The organism is Wenyingzhuangia fucanilytica (genome assembly GCF_001697185.1).
GTDB classification, from domain to species: domain Bacteria; phylum Bacteroidota; class Bacteroidia; order Flavobacteriales; family Flavobacteriaceae; genus Wenyingzhuangia; species Wenyingzhuangia fucanilytica.
On the sequence record NZ_CP014224.1, the window covers coordinates 1,782,079 to 1,802,780 of the forward strand.

Genomic DNA, 20,702 nt, shown 5'->3' on the forward strand with positions numbered 1-20,702 from the left:
GGCTATAAAAACAAGCATTGGACAATTATTTTATAATTATAAAAAAGAGAAATCTACAGATTCATTAACTTTTGAAGAAGAATTAAATGTTTATGAAAATTATGGATTAAACTTAAAATTAGATACTTTTACAATTGGATTTCAATATTTTGTAAACAATTAAATTACTGTTACCAACACCGGCTAAACTTCATGCGGGTTTTGTGCTTACTTCAAAGTTTTGTGTATATTTACTAAGTTGCCAAATCTTGTTGATTTGGCTTTGTGAAATCAAAAGAAACAAAACCAAACAAAAAGCTTCGGCTTAGTACGTGTTCGAAAATCTGGCCGATTTTCAATCCCGCACAAAGCCTAGCCAAAACCGTTGGCAATAATTAAATACAAAATTTTCAAATTTACATGAATTACATTTCAGGATTAAATGGCGTTAGAGCTATAGCTGTTTTTTTAGTCGTAATAGCTCATTGGTTTCCCCAAGATCATTTTTTAAAGATTTTTCCAATTGGAAACTTTGGAGTAGATGTATTTTTTGTTTTAAGTGGTTTTTTAATATCTCGAATTCTCTTTCAGGAAATTAAAAAAAACACAAACAAAGTACGTATTCTTAAAGTTTTTCTTTGGAGAAGGTTTATCAGAATTTTTCCAATATATTACTTGACTTTATTTTTTCTTTATTTAACACGAAATACTATTGGAAACAACTTTGTTGAAAATATTAATTGGTATTTATTTTATGTATCAAATTATTTAAACTACAAAGAAACAAAATGGTTTGGTGCACTTGCTCATTTATGGTCCTTATCAGTTGAAGAACAGTTTTATTTATTTTGGCCATTATTGTTACTCTTCATAATCAAAAAGAAAAACATACTAATTACTGGTATTATGTTTATTATTATTGGAACTATTTATCCTTTTATTATAGGTGGTTGGCACAAAGTACTAACTATAGCTTGTTTAAATACTTTTGGCTCAGGAATTATACTTGCTTATTCAGAAGTTTTTGAACCAAAATGGAAGAACATTTTTTTTAAGTATATAAAATCTATTGGATACTTAATGTTAAGTTTAATAATTATTAATTATTTGATATATAAAATTCCTTTCTTCTCAACTCGTTTAGCAACTTCAATAATTGCAGTTCAGATAATAATATTCTTTAAAGAAAAAAAAGAAAAAAATATTATTTATCGTGTGTGTAATAGTAAAGTACTAGATTTTCTAGGTATGATTAGCTATGGTTTATATCTATATCATAATTTAGTTCCTCGATATTGGAAAGCATCAATAAACAAACTCGGGTTATCAACTCCTTATTCTAAAAATTATGAATTTACTTATTGGGAGTCATTTTTGATGGTTTTAATATTAATTCTGACAAGCTACATATCTTGGGTTATAATTGAAAAACCTTTTTTGAAATTAAAGAAATATATATCATATTAAACTATTGCCAACAACGGCTAAACTTCATGCGGGTTTTGTACCAACTTCAAAGTTTTGTGTATATTTACTAAGTCGCCAAATCTTGTTGATTTGGCTTAGTTTAACTAAAAAATACAAATCCAAACAAAAAGCTTCGGCTTAGTCCGTAATCGAAAATCTTGTCGATTTTCAACCCCGCACAAAGCCTAGCCATCACCGTTGGCAAATATTTTCGAGCGAAATTTTTTAAAATATTTTTTTTGTAAATTTGCTGTATGAGTAAAAAAGAAGACATACAAAATTATATCTCTAATCTGAAAAATAGATTAAAAGATGAACTTCCTCGAATTTCAGAAGAGATTCGTGTCTATGAAGAAAAACTTGCTGAAGGAAAATTAAATCCTAATCCTACACCAGGACCTCAATTTAATGGATAAACCAAAATTATTAGTAATTGCTGGTTGTAATGGTTCTGGAAAATCTTCTTTCTCAAAAGCTTTCACAGAAGGAGGAATAAAACCTTATGATTATGATAAAGTTTATAAGGAAAAGTATGAATCTCTAATCGATACTGAATTAAGAGATCGAATGGCTCATAATCTTGCTAGAAAAGATTTAGAAAACACAATAAAATCTTCTATAAAAAACAGAACTGATTTCTGTTATGAAACAAACTTCAACTCTACTCCACTATATTGGCCTGAGATTTTTAAATCTGAAAATTACAGAATCGAAATAGTTTTCTTTTGTCTAGATTCAATTGAAAAAGCAAAAGAAAGAGTCCGTATTAGATTTGAAAATGGTGGACATTTTGTACCTGATAATGAAGTCAAAGAAAGGTATGAATTAGGTTATAAACACTTAAATAAAAATTGGAAGTTTTTTGACTCTGTTACTCTTTTTGAAACAAGTAAATACAATGATACTCCTAGTCACTTATTTACAATTGAAGAAGAACAATTTATATTAAAAAATGATTTTCCTAAATATCTTGAGAAATTCATCCCTAGCATAAAAGAGTTAAATAAAAAACATTAGCCAACACCGGCTAAACTTCATGCGGGTTTTGTGCTAACTTCAAAGTTTTGTGTATATTTACTAGGTCGCCAAATCTTGTTGATTTGGCTTTGTGAAAACCAAAGAAAGAAAACCAAACAAAAAGCTTCGGCTTAGTACGTGTTCGAAAATCTTGTCGATTTTCAAGCCCGCACAAAGCCTAGCCAAAACCGTTGTGTACAATGCAAAAAATGTAAAATCCTGAAATAGGTTGACTAAAAATTCACCAATAATTAGTCACTTATGGAAAGTAATCAAAAACAACACTGTCGAAAAAAAACATACACTAAAGTAGGTTTTGAACTCAAATTATTCATCATTGACCAAATTCAAAATGGTCAAATTTCTACCAATTTTGCTGCTAAAAAATATAACGTTCCTAGATCTTCTATCGATTATTGGATTAAAAAATATAGTACTTTAGACCAAAAGAAAAAAGCAATGAGCAAACAGGACGAAATCAAAAAATTGAAAGAGAAAATTGAAGAGCTTGAATTCGTGAAAGATTTTCAACAAGACATCATAGCCGACATGGAAATCATCACTGGAACCGAGTTGTCAAAAAAGTCATTGCCCAAAACATTAGCAGACGAGATTCAGAAAAAGAAACAAAACCGTTTAAAAGAAAATGGTTAACTCAATGTTTTGGGATTAGTAAACAAGCTTTCTATAAACGCTTGAAAAATCATCAAAAACAACTACATAACGAACAAATTATCATCAAACTTGTAAAGGAGTGTCGTAATAAAATTGGACAGTTTTTAGGTGCTAAAAAGCTGTATCATGAACTGAAACATGAGTTTAAAGAACTTGGAATTAAAATAGGAAGAGATAAGTTTTTCACACTTCTCAAAAACCATAAACTACTGATTAAGAGAAATAAAAACTATCATGTAACCACCAATTCTAAACACATCTTTTACAAATACAAGAACTTAATTAAAGACAAAGTACCTACCAGAGCCGAACAAGTTTGGGTAACGGATATCACATACATTAAAACCGATAAAGGACATGCGTACCTGGCATTGGTAACAGATGCGTATTCCAAACAAATTATGGATTATAAGATAGACAATAACATGAAAACAGAACTATGCTTAGAAGCGCTTAAAATGGCTATCAAGAATAGAAAATATCCTAATCAAAAATTGATTCATCACTCAGATAGAGGGATACAATATTGTAATCCTATCTACACTAAGTTTGCGGAAGACAATGGAATAACAATGAGTATGACTGAACAATACGACCCTTACGAAAATGCAATTGCAGAAAGAATTAACAGAACTTTAAAATATGAATATGGACTAAAACATGTCATAAAAAATCTTAAATTAGCAAAAGCGATCACCAAAAAAGCGGTCGAAATATATAACAATCTTCGTCCACATTGTAGTCTTGATTTATGCACGCCAAAACACGTGCACCTAAATCAAAATATAAACTACAAATCGTACCGAAGAAATAAAAACAAACTGGAATTATTAACCTTTTAAATAACCCAAAAAAGGTCAACTTATTTCAGGACGATACATAAACTAAAAAAGCCTTCACTAAGTGAAGGCCTTTTTTACTAAAATCAATCTTTAATATTTTTTAGTGTTGTTTTTACTTATAAGGTTTAATTTACGACTTTAACCAAACCTATTTTTGAAACATCTATAGGAACAATTCCCATTTCTAAAGCTGGAGAACCTGGTTTAAATCTAAAATCTCCATTTTCAGGATCAACAAACATAGGATCAATCGATTTACTATTTAAGTCTACACCGTCTTTTTGATTTTTCTCTAACATCTCTATTCCTTTATTTGCATCTTCGGCACAGAAGTAAATATTAAAATCTGTGTCAGCATCTTTAGCTCTAGCCAACGCACGCCCTCTTCTATCCTCTGACTTCCCTTTTTTTCCAGGAGGTAATTCATCAATAAAAGTTACTAGCTTAGTTGGCGAATAAAAAATATTATTCTTAATTGCTCCACCTGTTAAAGGACCTTCACGAACCGATAAATAGTAACCACGTGGTGGTGCTATAATATCTGCCACTACATTATTCACTACTCTATTATCTAATTTTGTTAAAATTCCTTGAGAAGTACACTTATAAATCACATTCTCCGTAATTAAAGTACCCGTTTGACCACCATCAGTACGAAGCGCTGCTTGCATAATCATATCAGCAACCAAATGGTGGATATAATTGCGGCGAATAATATTATTTCTTCCTGCTCCACGGATATATATTCCATTACCATCTCCTAATCTTTGCATTGCATGATGAATTTCGTTATTCTCTACAATGTTGTCATGAGTATGTAAATAAGGTAATACTTCCTCTAAAGTTACTTCTTTATCAAATTCAGGTAATTCATGTCTCCTAAGCGTACGAACTAATTCACGACCATTCCCTTTTTTAGCAAAAAAATCTGTCATACAACCAGACAATATAAGTCCTGTGTAATCCGTATGGTGTATTAAATTGTTTGCTATGCGATTTTCTCCACTTTGCCAAACAAAAATCCCTGGAGAATGCCAGTAAATCTCTCCTACATGATGAATATTATTATTATAAACCGTATTCTTTTTGTTTACATCTTTAGTTCCTGGTCCATAACCACAAAGTAAAATTCCGCCACCTCCCATATGTTCTATATGGTTACTTGAAATAGTATTTCCAATACCGTGTAAATCTACACGAATCGCTCCACTACCACTATAAAGAAAATGACATTCATCAATAACACAATCTTCTGTTCCTCTAAAACGAACCAAAGCATTATTTTTATCATACATGTCCCAGTCATGTTGTAAACCAGCATCATTTGGAGTTAATGTATATCTTTCTCCATGTTTAAATGTTAACCCTTTAAATTTAAGATTTCTAACGGGAATATCTTTACTTCCTCTTTCATTGATTTTACCTTCTACACGAATCAACTCCAATAATTGAGGAGCTACAATAGTTGATTGGTTACGTGGCCACAAATAAACTTTATTTTCTTTAGTATTTAATACCCACTCTCCTTCTTTATCTAAAGCTTCTATTACATTTTCTATCCAAACATTTTCTGTATCTTTTAGAAAGTGTAAAACATTCATTCCATAAGTAGCACTTATAGATGTGTTTACAATCTCGCTCTTTTTGTTTACAGATTCAATTGGAAGCATATTTGTAATCCAAGCATGATGTGGTCGTACTTTTATTTCTGCATCTTGTATGTTAGACCAGTTTTTAAATGTACCATTAGGAAAATGTACTCTGTCTCTAGCATTTGTTTTTTCTTCTGCAATAAAACCTTCTGATTGTGCACGTGGCAACATTCCATCCTCATCATAAAGAGTTAAAAACTTATCCGAAGTATCCGCAACCCATACATTCCCTTTTGCCTTTTCTGGCAAGCCAGGAATATCTTTTGTTACCTTTTCCCAACCTTTTATTTCTTTTCCTGAGCTAAACACAGGGGTTTCTCCAGGATACGCAGCATAAGTAATCGTCATGTCTTCTTGGCCAGAATCTTCTAAACCAAAAACAACTGTATTATTTAACTTATAAACCCCTTCACGGATTAATACAATAATATCTGTTAATTTAGTTTTCTTTAATGTACGAACGGCTTCTTTTGCATGCGTTAAGGTAGCAAATGGACCATCTGTTCCTTGTTCATTGGGACTAGCCAATTTACCAGACCAATCATCAGATCCTTCTGTTGATATATAAAAATCTGCCTTTGATTGTGCAAAACATGAAATACTAACTACTAGCATTAAACTTATAAACAATATTTTTTTCATTCTTTTCGTCATTTTACCCTTTACATAAAGTTTTTAATAATTATGTGTTTTATCACCCACAAACTTGCAATTTCAAATCATAATTACACTTACTCCCATCGTGATTTTTTAGTACTGAATTCAATCAGGTTGATTAGAGCAACCTAAATCCCTTAATAATCTATACAAACATCATATAATACCTCAAATCTATCATTTAATAATGTTATTAAGTAACTCGTTTAACACAGTATATTAAGCAACATTTTATTTCCTTGATCTTCTCTTTAGTTTTTCTTTATAACTTTTTTATGTATCACTTCTCCATTGTTTAATCTAAATTTAAATATATAAACCCCATTATTAAATTCAGAAACATCTAAATAATTTGCACTTGACACCTCCGATTTTAAAAGCCTTCCATTAAAATCATACACTTGAATAAATTGAGGATTTATTTCATCAAAATGAACTATTCCTGATGTTGGGTTAGGCCATAACACAACGGATTCTTTTTCTACTTTTTCAACAGACAACATTTCACTAAGATCTATTGATAAAATAATCTCTTCTACAGACCATTTGTTTGATGATTGATCTACACTATTTCCTATCCCTATAGAAAATGAAGTCTGATTTTTATCTTGTAATTCTATTGAAAAAGGATTTGAATCTAAATTACCTAATTCTATTGTTTCTTCATTTATAGTAAATGCTATAGCATCCTTGCCTAGCGTTTGCCCATTTACAATCATCAACGATTTAAAAGTTATGTTTTCAAAATCAGACTCTTGTAATGTACCTCCATTAGCATTAAATTCAATTATTTGTATATCAGATATTGTTACCCAATCTACCTTTTCTCCATAAAACATATTCTCTTTTGAACCCTCTCTTTCATCTCCTGACAATCCCCAAGATTGAGTAGTAGTAAGTCCTCCTGACACTCCACTAGAAATAGCTTTACCTATTTGTGGAGTCACATTCACAGAAATTTTAAAAGTAGCTTTGCCATCTAAAGCTGTTAATACGTCTGAATACATAATTGCTGTTTGATCAACTCCATAGTTTGTATTTGCTACTGCTTTTATAACTACACTCATCTCTTCTTCTTTTGTATCGTTAGCAACCTCTAAACTTACCGTTCTTGTATTAGAACCATCAGTATCTTGAGCAACAATATCAAAGACGTAGGTAGTTGCTTTTGTATCTGTTGATGTACCACTTAAAGTCCAAATACCTGGTTCCGTTTGTTCTAAAGTTATCCATGTGGGTACATTGTCCCCAGATAAACTAAGAGAGATCGCTCCTATATTTTCGGGATCCCAAAAATCTTTACCCTCTTCTAAAACATGATGATAGACTTCACCTATTTTTGCTTCTGATAATACAGTTTCTTGTCTAGACCAGTTTGGGGCTCCTGGTGCCTCCAACTCCATTAAATGAGCATCCATTCCATTTAATTGAGCCAAAGCCCAATCTGTCCCCACGAGTTGTTCATTTGTTCCTGATTTTTTCACCAATGGTAGTCCCCAAGAAATTGCACCACCATTTTGCACAGCTTCCAAATTCCAAAGATTAAATTCCTCATCTGTGAGCGCTGGTGTATTACCACCATTCCAAGATGTAGTACTCATAGGAGGGTCGTAATGTGCTACTACATTATCGTCCCAAGTCCAAGTTTGAGGATCGCTACCCCGATGTGCGTATCCGTTGGTTTCTTTCATTTTTTCAATATGTGCGTAATTACGAGAATACAAAGAAGGTGTCCCAATTGTATGACTACCTCCATCTCTACCTCCGTTATAAGGATGTCCAAACATAAAATCATCGGCATGAACAGCTTCAGAAAATGGGTTTAATTCTTCTGTATCTCTTTCTGGACTATTTTGAAACGAAAGGGCTGCATCAGGATTTCCAGCATGACACGCTGCCTTAAATGCATTAAAAATCATTTGATCTTCGTAAATACCGTTCGTTTGACTATCTCCATTCATCCCCATCCAACTTCCAGAATCAAAACACCAAGCATCTAGTAAATCTCCATAACGAATGGCATATTCTTTAAGTACAAATTCAGCATAACAAAACATATATTTACGTTCAGGAAATTCAGTTTCTGAATTTATATAAGTTTTACTAGTTTCATCCCACACTCCTGTATGGTAGGGTTGACTGGCAATAAATGCCTGAGCTTCAGCATTGGTATCACACCATTCTTTCCAACGCTCTGTTATATTAGGTATATAATCCGGATTAGATCCACCTGGCCCCTCTCTAGAAAGCATATTAGAACTATTCACATATACCATTACCTTTAAACCTGCTGCTCTAATAGCCTTTACAATTTCTAAAAAAGGATCTTCACCATAAGATGCACGTGGGACAACCAAATTAATAGGATCTCCATTAGCATCTGTATCTCCTTCCCAAAAACTCTCTAATAATGAATGTGGCCCCATGTGTACAGAAGATTTAATTGAAGATTCTCCAAGGTGAACTTGAATATAATCAATTGTCTTTATATGACTTATCTGGTTCAAAAAAGGCTCTATTGATAATCCTTCGTGTCCACCATTATATAAATTTACCGGCTTCCAATTTATTCCCCAAGTTCCTCTTAGCCAATGGGCTCGTAAACCCTGATTTGGATCATTCTTTTGAGCTTCAATATGATTTATTAAGATCATATTGAAAACAGAAAAAACTATGAATATTAATTTTAGATCTATACTTTTTTTCATTTTATATTTCTTGGTGGTATTTAAAAGACTCTCTTGTTTATTAAAATTTATTCTTCCGATATTTTTAATAAAAAAGCACTGTTGTAAGTTTAACAATGCTTTTTAAATAGATTATTTTAGTATGATTTTATGATGTTTATTAATACTAGCTGATTTAATTTCAAGAAAATAGGTTGCACCACTACTAATTCCTAAATCAACCAGACTTAATGAGTACCTTGAACTATTCGCTATATGATTTCTATGATAAACTAAGTTCCCTATTTGATCATAAATTCGAGTAGAAATTTGTTCTCCCATTACAAAATTATTCCCCAAAGAAATAGTTACTTGATTAGATGTAGGGTTAGGAAACACCCAATAAGTCTCTTCATTTTTTAGTTCTAAATTCCCTAAAGCTTTTTTACTAGATCCTCCTGAATTAGAATTTACCTTAAGGGTTACTGCTCTTGTTCCTTTGTTACTATTAATATCTCTTGCTCTAATTCTAAAATTATATTCTGTTGCAGTACTTTCATTAGGAGTTCCTCCTAAAATCCAATCCCCAGGATTGTTTACATCTTCTGTAACAGTCATCCAAGAGGGAGGATTAAACAATACAAAAACAGTAAAATCATCACCTTCAGGATCCCAAACATGCTCTCCTTTTCTTATAACATGATGATAGCTTTCTCCAATAGTAGCATCTGGTAAAACTGTTTCTGTTCTAGCCCAAACAGGTGCTCCTGAGTTGTATAAACTTGCAAAATAATCATCAGCTCCTTGAATTTGTGCAATGGCCCAATCTCTTGCTATTAAAGATGGGTTTGCATTGTTTAAATTATATATTTCTAAGGCAGTTCCCCATATAATGGTTCCTCCATGATCAATTGCAACTTGATTCCATAGTTCAAAATCAACTTGTTCTAGTGCTTGTGTAGCTCCTCCTTGCCAAGATGTAGTACTCATAGGGGGATAAAAACCTCCCACAACTTTATTATCAAATTCCCATTCATCAACAGGATTACTAGAATCTCTGTAAAGATGTACATTCCCTCCTGTACCTTGCATCCAAAGCATATGAGCATAATTTCTTCCATAGTTGGTTGGGTATGCCCCTGTATCGTAATAATCTGCTTTATCTTTACCAATACTCTTACCTCCATTATAAGGATGTCCAAACATAAAATCATCAAAATGTGTAGCATGTGAATATGGAGTAACCGTTCCATTAGCTGCATTTGCCTCATGTCTATTTGGACCATTATTAAATGCTACTGCTGCATTTTCATTTCCTGCATGAACTGCATTAGCAAAAGCTTCGTACAATCTTTGCTCTTCTAAAATTCCAGATTCACTATCATCTCCATTACTGACCATAAATTCACCCGAATCAAATACCCAAGCATCAATTAAATCTCCATATCGAGTTGCATATTCTTTAAGAATGTATTCAGCAAAACAAAACACATATTTTCTTTCTGGAAATTCTGCTTCTGAATTCACATAGTTTCCCGTAGCAGAATTATAAATTCCTGTATGATAAGGTTGGCTATTTATAAATGTAGTGTAGTTTGCATCACAGTAAGCTTTCCATCTGTTAGTTACATCTGGCAATTCATTTGGACTTGGAATACGTCCGTCTTCATAGCTATCACTATACCTTTGTAACATGTTAGAACTATTTACATAAACTTGAACTTTAAGTCCTGCTGCTTTAATTTTAGTAATCCAATCTAAGAAAGGATCATTTTCTGCTATTGTCCCATTCCCCCAACGAGGAACCACTAAATTCTGGACAGGTTCTCCATTTCCATCTCTATCTACCCCATCATTATACCAAAAACTCTCTAAAACTTGATGAGGAGCAGCAAAAACAGGAGAATAAATATAAGACGACCCTAATTTAACTTGTATATAGCTAATTGTTTTTACTTCACTAATTTGATTTAAAAAATCATCAATAGAAACATCTTCTACATTACCATTTTGATAATTACTAGGTGTCCAGGTAACTCCCCAAGTACCTCTTAACCAATCGGCACGTTCTCCTAGTGCTGTACGTTTTTCTAATTGTATGGATTGAATTGATTTACCTCCTCCATTATCATCTTGTCCATATATAACTACATGATAATTTTTAGACAAATCAAATCCTTGACTAATCATTCCTGATGCTTCCCTTATTCCATTAATAGAATAACTCCAAACACCATCTTGTCCAATTTCCATAACAACCTCTGTGGAATTATTTGTAACAAATTGAGCCACTGTTCCAGATTGATCTAATGTAATAACTTCTGTAGCATCAGTAAAATTTATACCTCTAGATAAAACTCCTCCATCTGTTGTTAAATTTGCACCTATACTATAAACTGAGTTATCTGACACAAAAGGATTGAAGCCTGAATAAGTAGATAAGTCAACATCATCACTAATCAACCCAAAAGAAAAATTATGTGCAGCAGTATCACCTACTGAACCAGTAGTATAATTAACTGTTAGTTTAAAACCTGTGTTAGATTTATAAGAACTTGTGGAATACACTATTGCTCTTCGCTGGTAATTTGTGCCGCCGTTATCATAAGTAAACTCACCGCTTGTACTATCTTGAGTCCAAGTTGCAGCTCCATTAATAGAGTTTACACTATAAGTATCAAATTCATTATAATAAACCTGAGCCTGAATTAAGTTTGAGAATAATAGTAAAACCAAACACACGCATATATTAAGTTCTAAATCTTTTGGTTTGAATTTATTCATTTTTACTTTCTTTTTTTTCATATTTATAATATTTAGTTTAGTTATTATTTTTCAACAATCTTTCAGTATTCAATTATTGACAATTTTTTAGATATTTAAAAATCATATAAACACAAAAACACCATTTAAATTGAATATTATTTAACAAAACCAAATATATAGGCTGAAATAAAAAATAGTTTACTCTTATCGTGTTTTTGATTAACTTAAATCAATTAGATTGAATTAAGCAAGTCAAAAACATAGTAAAAACAGGTTCTATAATGAATAATTACTCTATTCAACCATATTAATTAAAGACCATTTATACTCATTAAATATTTATTTTTGATTTGCTGCATATAAAAAACCCCTTATCCATAAGGATAAGGGGTTAAAAAAAATAAAACCTTAATTTACTTCACTTCAAGTAAACCAATCTTAGATATATCTATAGGTATCATTCCCATTTTAATTGCTGGAGAATTTGGCTTAAATCTAAAATCACCATTTTCGGGATCTATGAACAATGGATCCGTAGATAAACTATTTACATCTGCACCATCTTCTTTTTGAAGAAGTTCTAATATTTTATCAGCAACACTATTATCTGCTTTACAAAAATAAATGTTAAAATCAGAGTCTACATCTTTCATTGTGGCAGCTACTCTACCACGGCTATCTTCTCCAACTAATCCTTTACCTGGTTTAGGTTGTGTTATAAATCTAGGGTCTGAGAATAATGAGGAATAGAAAATATTGTGTTTGTTTGAGGCTCCATTCATTGGGCCTTCTACAATTTTTAAATAAACCCCTCCTGGAGGAATCACATCAGCAATAATATTATTTTCGAATCTATTATTTAATTTTAGAGTCATTCCTTGTGACCTACATTTGTAGATGATATTTTCTGTAATCAAAACATCCATCTGTCCTCCATCTGTTCTAATTCCACTCTGTTTTCCTGTTTCTGCAACTAAGTGATGTATATAATTTCTACGAATCACATTTCCAGATCCAGAAGCTCTAATGTAAATTCCGTTCCCATCTCCTAGTTTATTCATAACATGATGTATTTCATTATTTTCTATCATGTTATTTTTACTGTGCCAATAAGGTCTAACCTCATCTACAGATGGATTCTTGGGTAAATCACCTATTTCATGCCATCTTATTGCTCGGTATTGTTCACGTTTTTTTGCGTGTTTAAAAAAACGAATTACACAACCAGAAACTATTAAACCACAATAATTGGTATCGTGAATTAAATTATTTGCTACTCTATTATCTCCACTATTCCAAAGAAAAATACCTGGAGACTGCCAGTATATTTCTCCTACATGATGAATATTATTATTGAAAACTAAATTGTTTTTATTCACATCCTTAGTTCCTGGACCATAACCGCAAAGCAATATACCTCCACCTCCTAAATGTTCTATGTGATTATTAGATATTTTATTATTCTTCCCATATAAATCCACTCGAATAGCTCCACTTCCTCCGTATAGAAAATGACACTTTTCAATCACACAATTTTCACTACCTCGAAAACGAACCATTGCGTTATTTTTATCTAACATATCCCAATCATGCTGTAAACCTGCATCGTCTTTAGTTAAAGAATATCGTTCTCCGTGCTTAAAAGTAAGTCCTCGGAAATGAAGATTACGAACAGGAATATCTGTGGGACCATCAAAATTAATTTTACCCTCTACACGAATCAGTTCCAACAATTGTGGTGCCACCACCATTGACTTATTACGTGGCCATAAATAGATTTTTTTTTCTTTTGTGTTTAACACCCACTCTCCAGGAGTATCTAGTTCCTCTAATACATTCTCTACCCAATACCCTTTCTTCTGCATTCCATAAGTAGCATTAATTCCTGTGCGAGCTATCCCCTTTTTTTCATCAACAGAAACAAGAGGTAACATATTTACAATCCATTCTCTCGTTGGGCGAACAAAAATTTCTACATCTTCTACATTAGACCATTCTTTTAATTCTCCTTTAGAAAATAAAAGTTTATTACTAGTACTCCCTTTTAAAGAGTTATGCTTTTTAGACCTAGCACGTGGTAACATTCCTTCTTCATCATAAAGAGTATAAAACTTATCCGAAACATTTGCCTCCCATACATTTCCTTTTGCTACTTGTGGTAACCCTAAAAGTCCACCTTCAACTTTTTTCCATTTATTGATTTCTTTCCCAGCACTAAAAACAGGAGTCTCATTTGGGTAGGCTGCATATGTTATTGTTGATTCATTTTCACCGGAATCTTCTAAACTAAAAACAACTGTTTTTTTCAATCTATAAACTCCTTCTCTAATTAACACCAGAATATCCTTAGAGTTATTCTTTTTTAGTTTTCTTACAGCTATACGAGCATGTTCCAATGTTGCAAACGGCCCATCCGTTTTATTTGCATTGGGTGCCTCTAATTTTCCAGACCAAGAATCTGAGCCTTGTGTAGACACAAAAAAATCAGCTTTTGCTACTTGTTCAGTTTGAGCAACAACACTTAAACATCCTATAATTAGTGTTAAAACTATAAGTAATTGTTTTTTCATTCTATTCATAAATTTTATTTGCATTTATTAATGCTTACATGATCCCAATAACCAGTTCCGTTAAAATCATCAGAAGTAATACAACGCAATTGAACCTCCTTTACATTTCCACTATTAAACACACCTTTGTAAGTAACCCATTCATCTAATTTGTTTGATGTACCTAATTCAAACGTACAATTTTCATCAAAAGTTCCATTGGTATCAAAAATAACTTTGCCCACAGTACCTGATTTTATTTTTAACTGAACAGTTAATTCATAATTGGTATTTTGCTCAAGTGCAACTTTTTGAATCAATGCTTTTGATTTTCCATTACCTTTGTATTGAAGACTGTAATATCCTTTTGCCGTATCATCTTTATATTGAACAAATGGTTTAGGGTTTTTATGAAACCAATGTTTTACCAAACCTTGCGTAGCCAATTCAAAAGAAGGGTTCTTTACTAAATTAATAATTTCTGATTTTGATATTTTTATCGAAGAAATTTGGTTGTTTGCTCCTATAACATTTAAATCAATTCTATTCTCTTCGAACTCCCAAGACTTTCCTTTAAAGTTGTCTTTTTCAAAACAGATTACTTTATATCCTTTTGGAATTTCTATGGATGATATTTGATTTAATAAAATATGTTGCTTTTTTAAATCAGCCTCACGGTAATTACCAACATCTAAAGTTCCCATCATTCCGTTAAAGTTGATGTCTTGATGGAACGTTGGGAGTATTACTCCTAAAATTTGCTTGACCATTTGAATGGTTCCATCTTCGTTAAAATTAACGGGATCAAAACAAATAGATCTTTGTGGGCCAATTCCTCCAGAAAGGTTACCGTTGTGATAAAACACATACCATTGTCCTTTAAACTTTACTAATGAACCGTGCATGGTAATCACATCTGTATGATCTAAAAACACTCCTTTAAATTCCCAAGGACCTAAAGGATTATTACTCATAGCATAGCCCATTTTATTCGTTTTTGGATAATGATCAGGATATATTAAATAATAGATGCCTTTTCGTTTTATTACAAAAGGCCCTTCTCTATGACCTGTAGCACCAATTTGTTCTGTCATTTCCCCTTCAATCTCCACCATGTTATCCTTTAATTTTGCAACATAAGCTTTGGTATCTTTAACCGCATAAATATAAGCCTGACCGTCATCATCTATAAAAACACACGGATCACAAAAAGCATTTCCTCCTTTTACATAGCCTTGCAATTTAAAATCTGATGCAGGGCTTTTACTAGTAGCAATTCCAATTTCCCAAACACCATTTTTATTTTTGTGTGGAAAATAAAAATAATAAGTTCCATTTTTAAAAACACAGTCAGGTGCCCACATAAATCCTCCTCCTTTAATCCCCCAACTTACATCTCTAGAATGAAGTATCTCTCCATGATCTTTCCAAGTAATCATATCATCGGTAGAAAACACATGGTACCCATCCATGGTTTTATATCCTTTTGCAGGGGCTACATCTGTAGAAGGGTATACATACAAACGTCCATCTTCCCATACATGTGCCGAAGGATCTGCCGTAAACATATGACTTACAATAGGGTTAGAACGTCTATTTTGAGCATTCATTTGGAATGCCAATACTAAAACAGTTAATAATATTTTTATTTTCATAATTTATTATTTTACTTATTTATAACATACTTATTCCAAAAAGAAGCAATATCATCACTCTCCTTTCCAAGATTAAATAAATACCAATTCTCTACGCAATCAGAAAAATCTACCCCTCCGGCAGCAATCCATTTATTAGTCCATTCTCCTTCCCACGCATCACAGACCTCATCAGCCAAGATCCATATGTCTCGAGCTATTTTGTTTGGATTTTTGTCTGATTTTGCAAACTCTAACCATTTTGTGTCTTTAGAACGATAACCAGGAGTACTGTTATCGCTCGTATTCCCATCGTCTATTTTAACATAAACAGTATTATTTTTTAACCATGTTAATTCAGAAGGCGTTGTGTTTTTTTCGTTATAAGTACTGTGCTGTACAATGATTACATTTTTTTTAATGATGCCAAGCTCAATCCCATCATCAATCACTGCTTGTAAAAGATCGTAGGTAAAATTTGACTGTCCTGCTTCTTGAACAAAAATTCTACCTCCCTTTTTTAAAACGGGAATTACTTTTTTCTTTGCTCTCTTTACAGATGATTTCCAATTTGCATGGGCATTTGTCCAATGTTTATTTTCCTTTCCGAATAAACTATTGTAATAATCTGGCACTCCGGCCGTAATAAAAATGTGTTTTTGATCTCCATAAGCACCTGCCACTGCATAATAATTTACGTCTGTAAAATCAGAATGTTTTAACATACAAGCCAAAGCTGCTGCTGCCATTACATCATCTTCGTCTGGTTTTAAATCAAAATTTGCCAATAACAAATCTGTACTCTTGTTAAATGTTTGAGAAAAAGTTTCAGAAAAAGTCATCAAAGCAACAAAAAACGAAAAAGTGATAATTTTTATTTTTTTCATCATATTGGTGTTTAAAATTAAATTTAAAAGATTGTGTTATAAAGAAACCTTTATCTCCATTTCTTGTTGCTCTCTAACAATTTTTAAAATAACAGAGGAGTCATTTATTGATTTTAAAAGCTTTAAAAACTTTTTATCATTAACTACTTTTTCTCCATTTACTGTTAAAATAAGATCCCCTTCTAAAAGCCCAGCTTTGGCTGCTTGAGAATCTTTAGGAACTTCTTTTAAAGCAATACCTCCATCCTCTTTAGACACTCCATAAGCTGAAAACTCCATACCTGATAAACCACTAATAGATGCACCTAACCAAGTAGAATTATTAGACCTTTTTTTTGTTTTACCTTTTTTCTTTAGCTCTTCTGAAACACCCAATGCAGGAATTACTGGTGTTTTTGCAATAGCTTTTAATGAGGCTTTTTTTACTCCAAATTGATCCATTGGAAAATTTTTAAAACCAATACTAAGAGCCGGAGATCCTTCTTTTACTCTAAAATCACCATTTTTGGGGTCTATAAATTGTGGGTCTGCTACAATAGAATGTTCATCCCAACCAAATATTTGTGTTAACTCTGAATTAAAAATGAGGTTCTTATCCACAAGTTTACCTGGGTTCTGTGCTGTTGGCACTTTAACTCCCTGATATTTGAACATAAAAATATTAGAAAACACCTCATCTTGACTATTTTCATACCATACATGTGGATGAAAAGTATTGTTTACTGTAATATTATTCCAAGCTCTTCTACGGTATCCTTCTCTAAGTTTTAAACCACCTGACAACATTAAATTGTTATAAATATCATAGTTTGTAGAACCATCATCCAAATCAATATCCCAACCATGATCACAACGCCAACGACTGTTACGAATAATGGTTGTTTTCATCGCATCAGCAAATGGTAATTCTGGATATTCATTAATATCAAAACCTTTCAATCTCCAGTAACGATCCCTTCCCCAAGAATTAAAAGAACCATGATCGTGAGTTTCTAAAACGGTGTTAAACACATCACAACGCTCTATTAAATGTCCACCAAAAGCACCATCACCAATATTAATTCCTGAACGTGCACAATCATATATAGAACAATCTCTAACGGTAATTTCCATAGCCATTTCAATCTGCACTCCAGCTGGCTGACGTTCAACCGTTCCTATATTATGAATCAAACAATCCTCTACAACTCCCAAAGCAGGATAATTCTCTGTTTTAGGTCCAGGTGTTTTATCAATTTTTGAAACTTCATTTTTTTCTCCATATTCAAACAACGGATCTCGTAAAGCATTTGGATCTCCTACAAAACAAACTCCACTTGCTCCTGTATGATGAATATGATTTCCTTTAATCAATGTATTGCGATTATACATATTCACAAAAATGGCATTTCCTCCAACTTGATCGAATTCACAATCTAAAATTTGAATCTCTTCTGTACCTGATAACATAAAAGCACCTCCTCTAAAAATAGTCCAGTCAGAACGTACCATAGGCTCTTTGGTTTCCATAAAAGTTCTAGCCGCGTGTTTTACCACAAACCCCTGTAACGTAATATGTTTTACTGGTTGTTTTATAGTTCCTTTAAAGTCTATCAACTGTTTTAATCTTACAACCTCTATTTTAGCTGTTTCTAAATTTGTAGATGCCTCAGGTTTATAATATAAAGTCTGTGTTTCTTGATTATGAAACCATTCACCTGGAGCATCTAATTCTTCGAAAATATTCTCTACCATACGGTATTCCTTATGCATTCCTAATTGACGATTATTTTGCCAACCACCTTCATAAGTAACCTCACCACCTGCATTTTTTCCAGTGATGATATAATGATAACCTCCCCAACGTTTAGAGTGCATGGCATGAATATATCCACCTTTAGGATTTTTCCATCCTGCAGCGCGTTCTTTAGAAAAAGCATCGGCTGCATAACCTTGATAAGCATCTGTTTTTTTACTAGCATCGTAATTAGGATAACGTGCCATACGTTGATTCTGACCATCAACAAAAACCTGATCTATTACGATTCCTTTTGGAGTTTTTGCTTGATAAATACCGTTTTGATAAGGCTTCCATTTAAGATCTAATGCCATGCCTCCACTCAATACAGCCTTCCCCTCATTTTGTGCACAATATCTAATTGGCTGTTTTTCTGTTCCAGAATCTTTTGGTGTAAAAACTATGGTTTCTGGTAAATAATAAACACCATCGGCAAAATAAATGGTTACAGATTCTTTACCTGTATACTTACGTGCTTTTTGTTGTGCAGCTGCAAAAGTTGCTAAAGGTTTATCTGCAGTTCCTTTATTAGTATCAGCCCCATTCGGACTCACATAAATATCTAAAGCATACGCTGTAGATAATACACTTCCTAATAATAAATAGGAAAAAATTGAAATGATTTTTTTCATTATATGGTACTTTTAATTATTTGTGTTTTTAGGAGCCCAATTAGGAATTCCTTGTTCTTTTAACTGTTTATAATAACGTTTTGCTAAAGGTTGATCTTTTGGTTCTATTTTTGGCAAACCTTCATTTACCATTAAAGGTTTTGCATATTCCCACCAATGATTGTAAGACTTTTGCAATTCTGCTATCACCTCTGGATGCTTTGCAGCTACATTATTTTTTTCTGATGGATCTACAGAAATGTCAAAAAGTTCTTTGTTATTGTCAAAACGCCATTGTTGTGTTCTAACTGCAGATTTTACATATTTTGATTCTTCACGTTTACCAGCAGCCCAACGTCCACAATGAATAAACAGTTCACGATCTGCCCAATTTGCTTTAGGATTTTCTAAAAGTGGTACCAAAGATTTACCACTAAGCTTTTGCATCGTATCTGGCAATGTAACTCCAGCTAATTCACAAAAAGTTTGATACATATCTATATGAGCTGTTAATCCATCAACATCAACCCCCTCTTTAAATTTTCCTTTCCAATACCAAAAAGCAGGTACATGTGTTCCTCCTTCAAAAGGAGAATTTTTTCCTCCTCTTAAATTTGCATTAAAATGTGTTACTGGTTTTCCGTTAAGTTTCCCTTTTAAATGAGTTGCTCCGTTATCTGTCATAAAAATAACAATGGTATTATCCAAAGCATTCCATGCTGCTAATTTTTGCATTAATTCACCAAAATTATCATCTATGTTTTCAATCATACCATAACGACCAGCTGTTCCTTTATCATATCCTAATTCTAAAAAGCGTTTTTTATATTTCTCAGGTGCTACCAATGGTGCATGTGGTGCATTTAAGGCTACATAAGCAAAATAAGGTTGCTTAGATTCTTCTTGTTTTTTAATCCAGCTTTCTGCAGCATCAAAAAACACATCGGTACAAAACCCTTTTGTTTGTACAATGGTATTGTTATGAAGTAAAATATTATCAAAATACAAGTTTTCTTCATTAGGAGGAAAATCACCATATCTTGTTTGTCCTATTCCTCCTGCTCCATGCATTAAAACTTCATCAAAACCTCTGTTGGTAGGCAAATATGCTTCTTCATCTCCTAAATGCCATTTACCAAAAAGACCTGTTTTATAACCTGCCGATTGTAAAGCTTGTGGCATGGTAAAAACATCTAAAGACATACGTTCACGTTGTAAAATGGTATGAGTAACTCCAACTTCAAAAGGACGGCAACCACTCATTAATGAAGAACGCGTAGGAGCACATGTAGGACTTACCTGAAAATCCGTAAATCGAGTTGACTTTTCATAAAAAGCATCAATATTGGGGGTTTTTAATACTTGGTTTCCCATACAAGCCAAATCTCCCATTCCTTGATCATCTGTCATGACCAAAATAATATTAGGCTTGGTATTTTTAAGAGATTTATTTTGACTTATCCCTGAACAAGCCACTAGTAACAAAAGTATTGCCCTTTGTAAATATTTAATTGATTTCATTT

13 protein-coding genes are annotated in these 20,702 nt (G+C 32.6%); 5 read left to right on the forward strand and 8 right to left on the reverse strand.

Annotated features, from left to right (window positions below):
• Nucleotides 1-399 precede the first annotated feature (399 nt).
• From AXE80_RS07295 to AXE80_RS07310, 5 genes are all read left to right on the forward strand, one after another.
• Nucleotides 400-1,446 carry an acyltransferase family protein gene (locus AXE80_RS07295; protein WP_068825857.1) on the forward strand — a complete coding sequence of 349 codons (1,047 nt, stop codon included), beginning with the start codon at nucleotides 400-402 and terminating at the stop codon, nucleotides 1,444-1,446.
• A 254-nt stretch (nucleotides 1,447-1,700) separates the two neighbouring features.
• Entirely contained in the window at nucleotides 1,701-1,862 is a 162-nt protein-coding gene (locus tag AXE80_RS14370) for a hypothetical protein (RefSeq protein WP_157359368.1), read from the forward strand.
• The gene (locus AXE80_RS07300; RefSeq protein WP_068825859.1) at nucleotides 1,855-2,463 is read left to right on the forward strand and encodes a zeta toxin family protein; all 609 of its coding nucleotides are present in this window, start codon (nucleotides 1,855-1,857) and stop codon (nucleotides 2,461-2,463) included. The genes AXE80_RS14370 and AXE80_RS07300 overlap by 8 nt, the downstream gene beginning before the upstream one ends.
• Nucleotides 2,464-2,724: 261 nt before the next feature.
• Nucleotides 2,725-3,117: a helix-turn-helix domain-containing protein gene (locus tag AXE80_RS07305; protein WP_068825837.1), complete on the forward strand. Its 393-nt coding sequence runs from the start codon at nucleotides 2,725-2,727 to the stop codon at nucleotides 3,115-3,117.
• Nucleotides 3,118-3,131: 14 nt separating this feature from the next.
• Nucleotides 3,132-3,980 carry an IS3 family transposase gene (locus tag AXE80_RS07310; protein ID WP_083194607.1) on the forward strand — a complete coding sequence of 283 codons (849 nt, stop codon included), beginning with the start codon at nucleotides 3,132-3,134 and terminating at the stop codon, nucleotides 3,978-3,980.
• A gap of 125 nt (nucleotides 3,981-4,105) precedes the next feature.
• On the opposite strand, the gene AXE80_RS07315 is transcribed toward AXE80_RS07310, so the two are convergent.
• The 8 genes from AXE80_RS07315 to AXE80_RS07350 form a co-directional block, all read right to left on the reverse strand.
• Complete coding sequence (locus AXE80_RS07315) at nucleotides 4,106-6,274, reverse strand: right-handed parallel beta-helix repeat-containing protein (protein WP_083194608.1); 2,169 nt, start codon at nucleotides 6,272-6,274, stop codon at nucleotides 4,106-4,108.
• Between the two features lie 266 nt (nucleotides 6,275-6,540).
• Nucleotides 6,541-8,943 (reverse strand): T9SS type A sorting domain-containing protein, encoded by a 2,403-nt coding sequence (locus AXE80_RS07320; protein ID WP_068825865.1) that lies wholly within the window; start codon nucleotides 8,941-8,943, stop codon nucleotides 6,541-6,543.
• Between the two features lie 165 nt (nucleotides 8,944-9,108).
• Nucleotides 9,109-11,760, reverse strand: coding sequence for a T9SS type A sorting domain-containing protein (locus AXE80_RS07325; protein WP_068825868.1), 2,652 nt, complete (start codon nucleotides 11,758-11,760; stop codon nucleotides 9,109-9,111).
• Between the two features lie 374 nt (nucleotides 11,761-12,134).
• Nucleotides 12,135-14,291, reverse strand: coding sequence for a right-handed parallel beta-helix repeat-containing protein (locus AXE80_RS07330; protein WP_083194712.1), 2,157 nt, complete (start codon nucleotides 14,289-14,291; stop codon nucleotides 12,135-12,137).
• Between the two features lie 14 nt (nucleotides 14,292-14,305).
• Nucleotides 14,306-15,925, reverse strand: coding sequence for a family 43 glycosylhydrolase (locus tag AXE80_RS07335; RefSeq protein ID WP_083194610.1), 1,620 nt, complete (start codon nucleotides 15,923-15,925; stop codon nucleotides 14,306-14,308).
• An 11-nt stretch (nucleotides 15,926-15,936) separates the two neighbouring features.
• Nucleotides 15,937-16,791 carry a hypothetical protein gene (locus AXE80_RS07340; RefSeq protein WP_068825877.1) on the reverse strand — a complete coding sequence of 285 codons (855 nt, stop codon included), beginning with the start codon at nucleotides 16,789-16,791 and terminating at the stop codon, nucleotides 15,937-15,939.
• 36 nt (nucleotides 16,792-16,827) lie between these two features.
• Nucleotides 16,828-19,200, reverse strand: coding sequence for a PDZ domain-containing protein (locus tag AXE80_RS07345; protein ID WP_068825880.1), 2,373 nt, complete (start codon nucleotides 19,198-19,200; stop codon nucleotides 16,828-16,830).
• 12 nt (nucleotides 19,201-19,212) lie between these two features.
• A complete protein-coding gene (locus AXE80_RS07350) occupies nucleotides 19,213-20,700 on the reverse strand; it encodes an arylsulfatase (RefSeq protein WP_068825883.1) in 1,488 nt (495 codons plus the stop codon).
• Nucleotides 20,701-20,702: the final 2 nt, after the last annotated feature.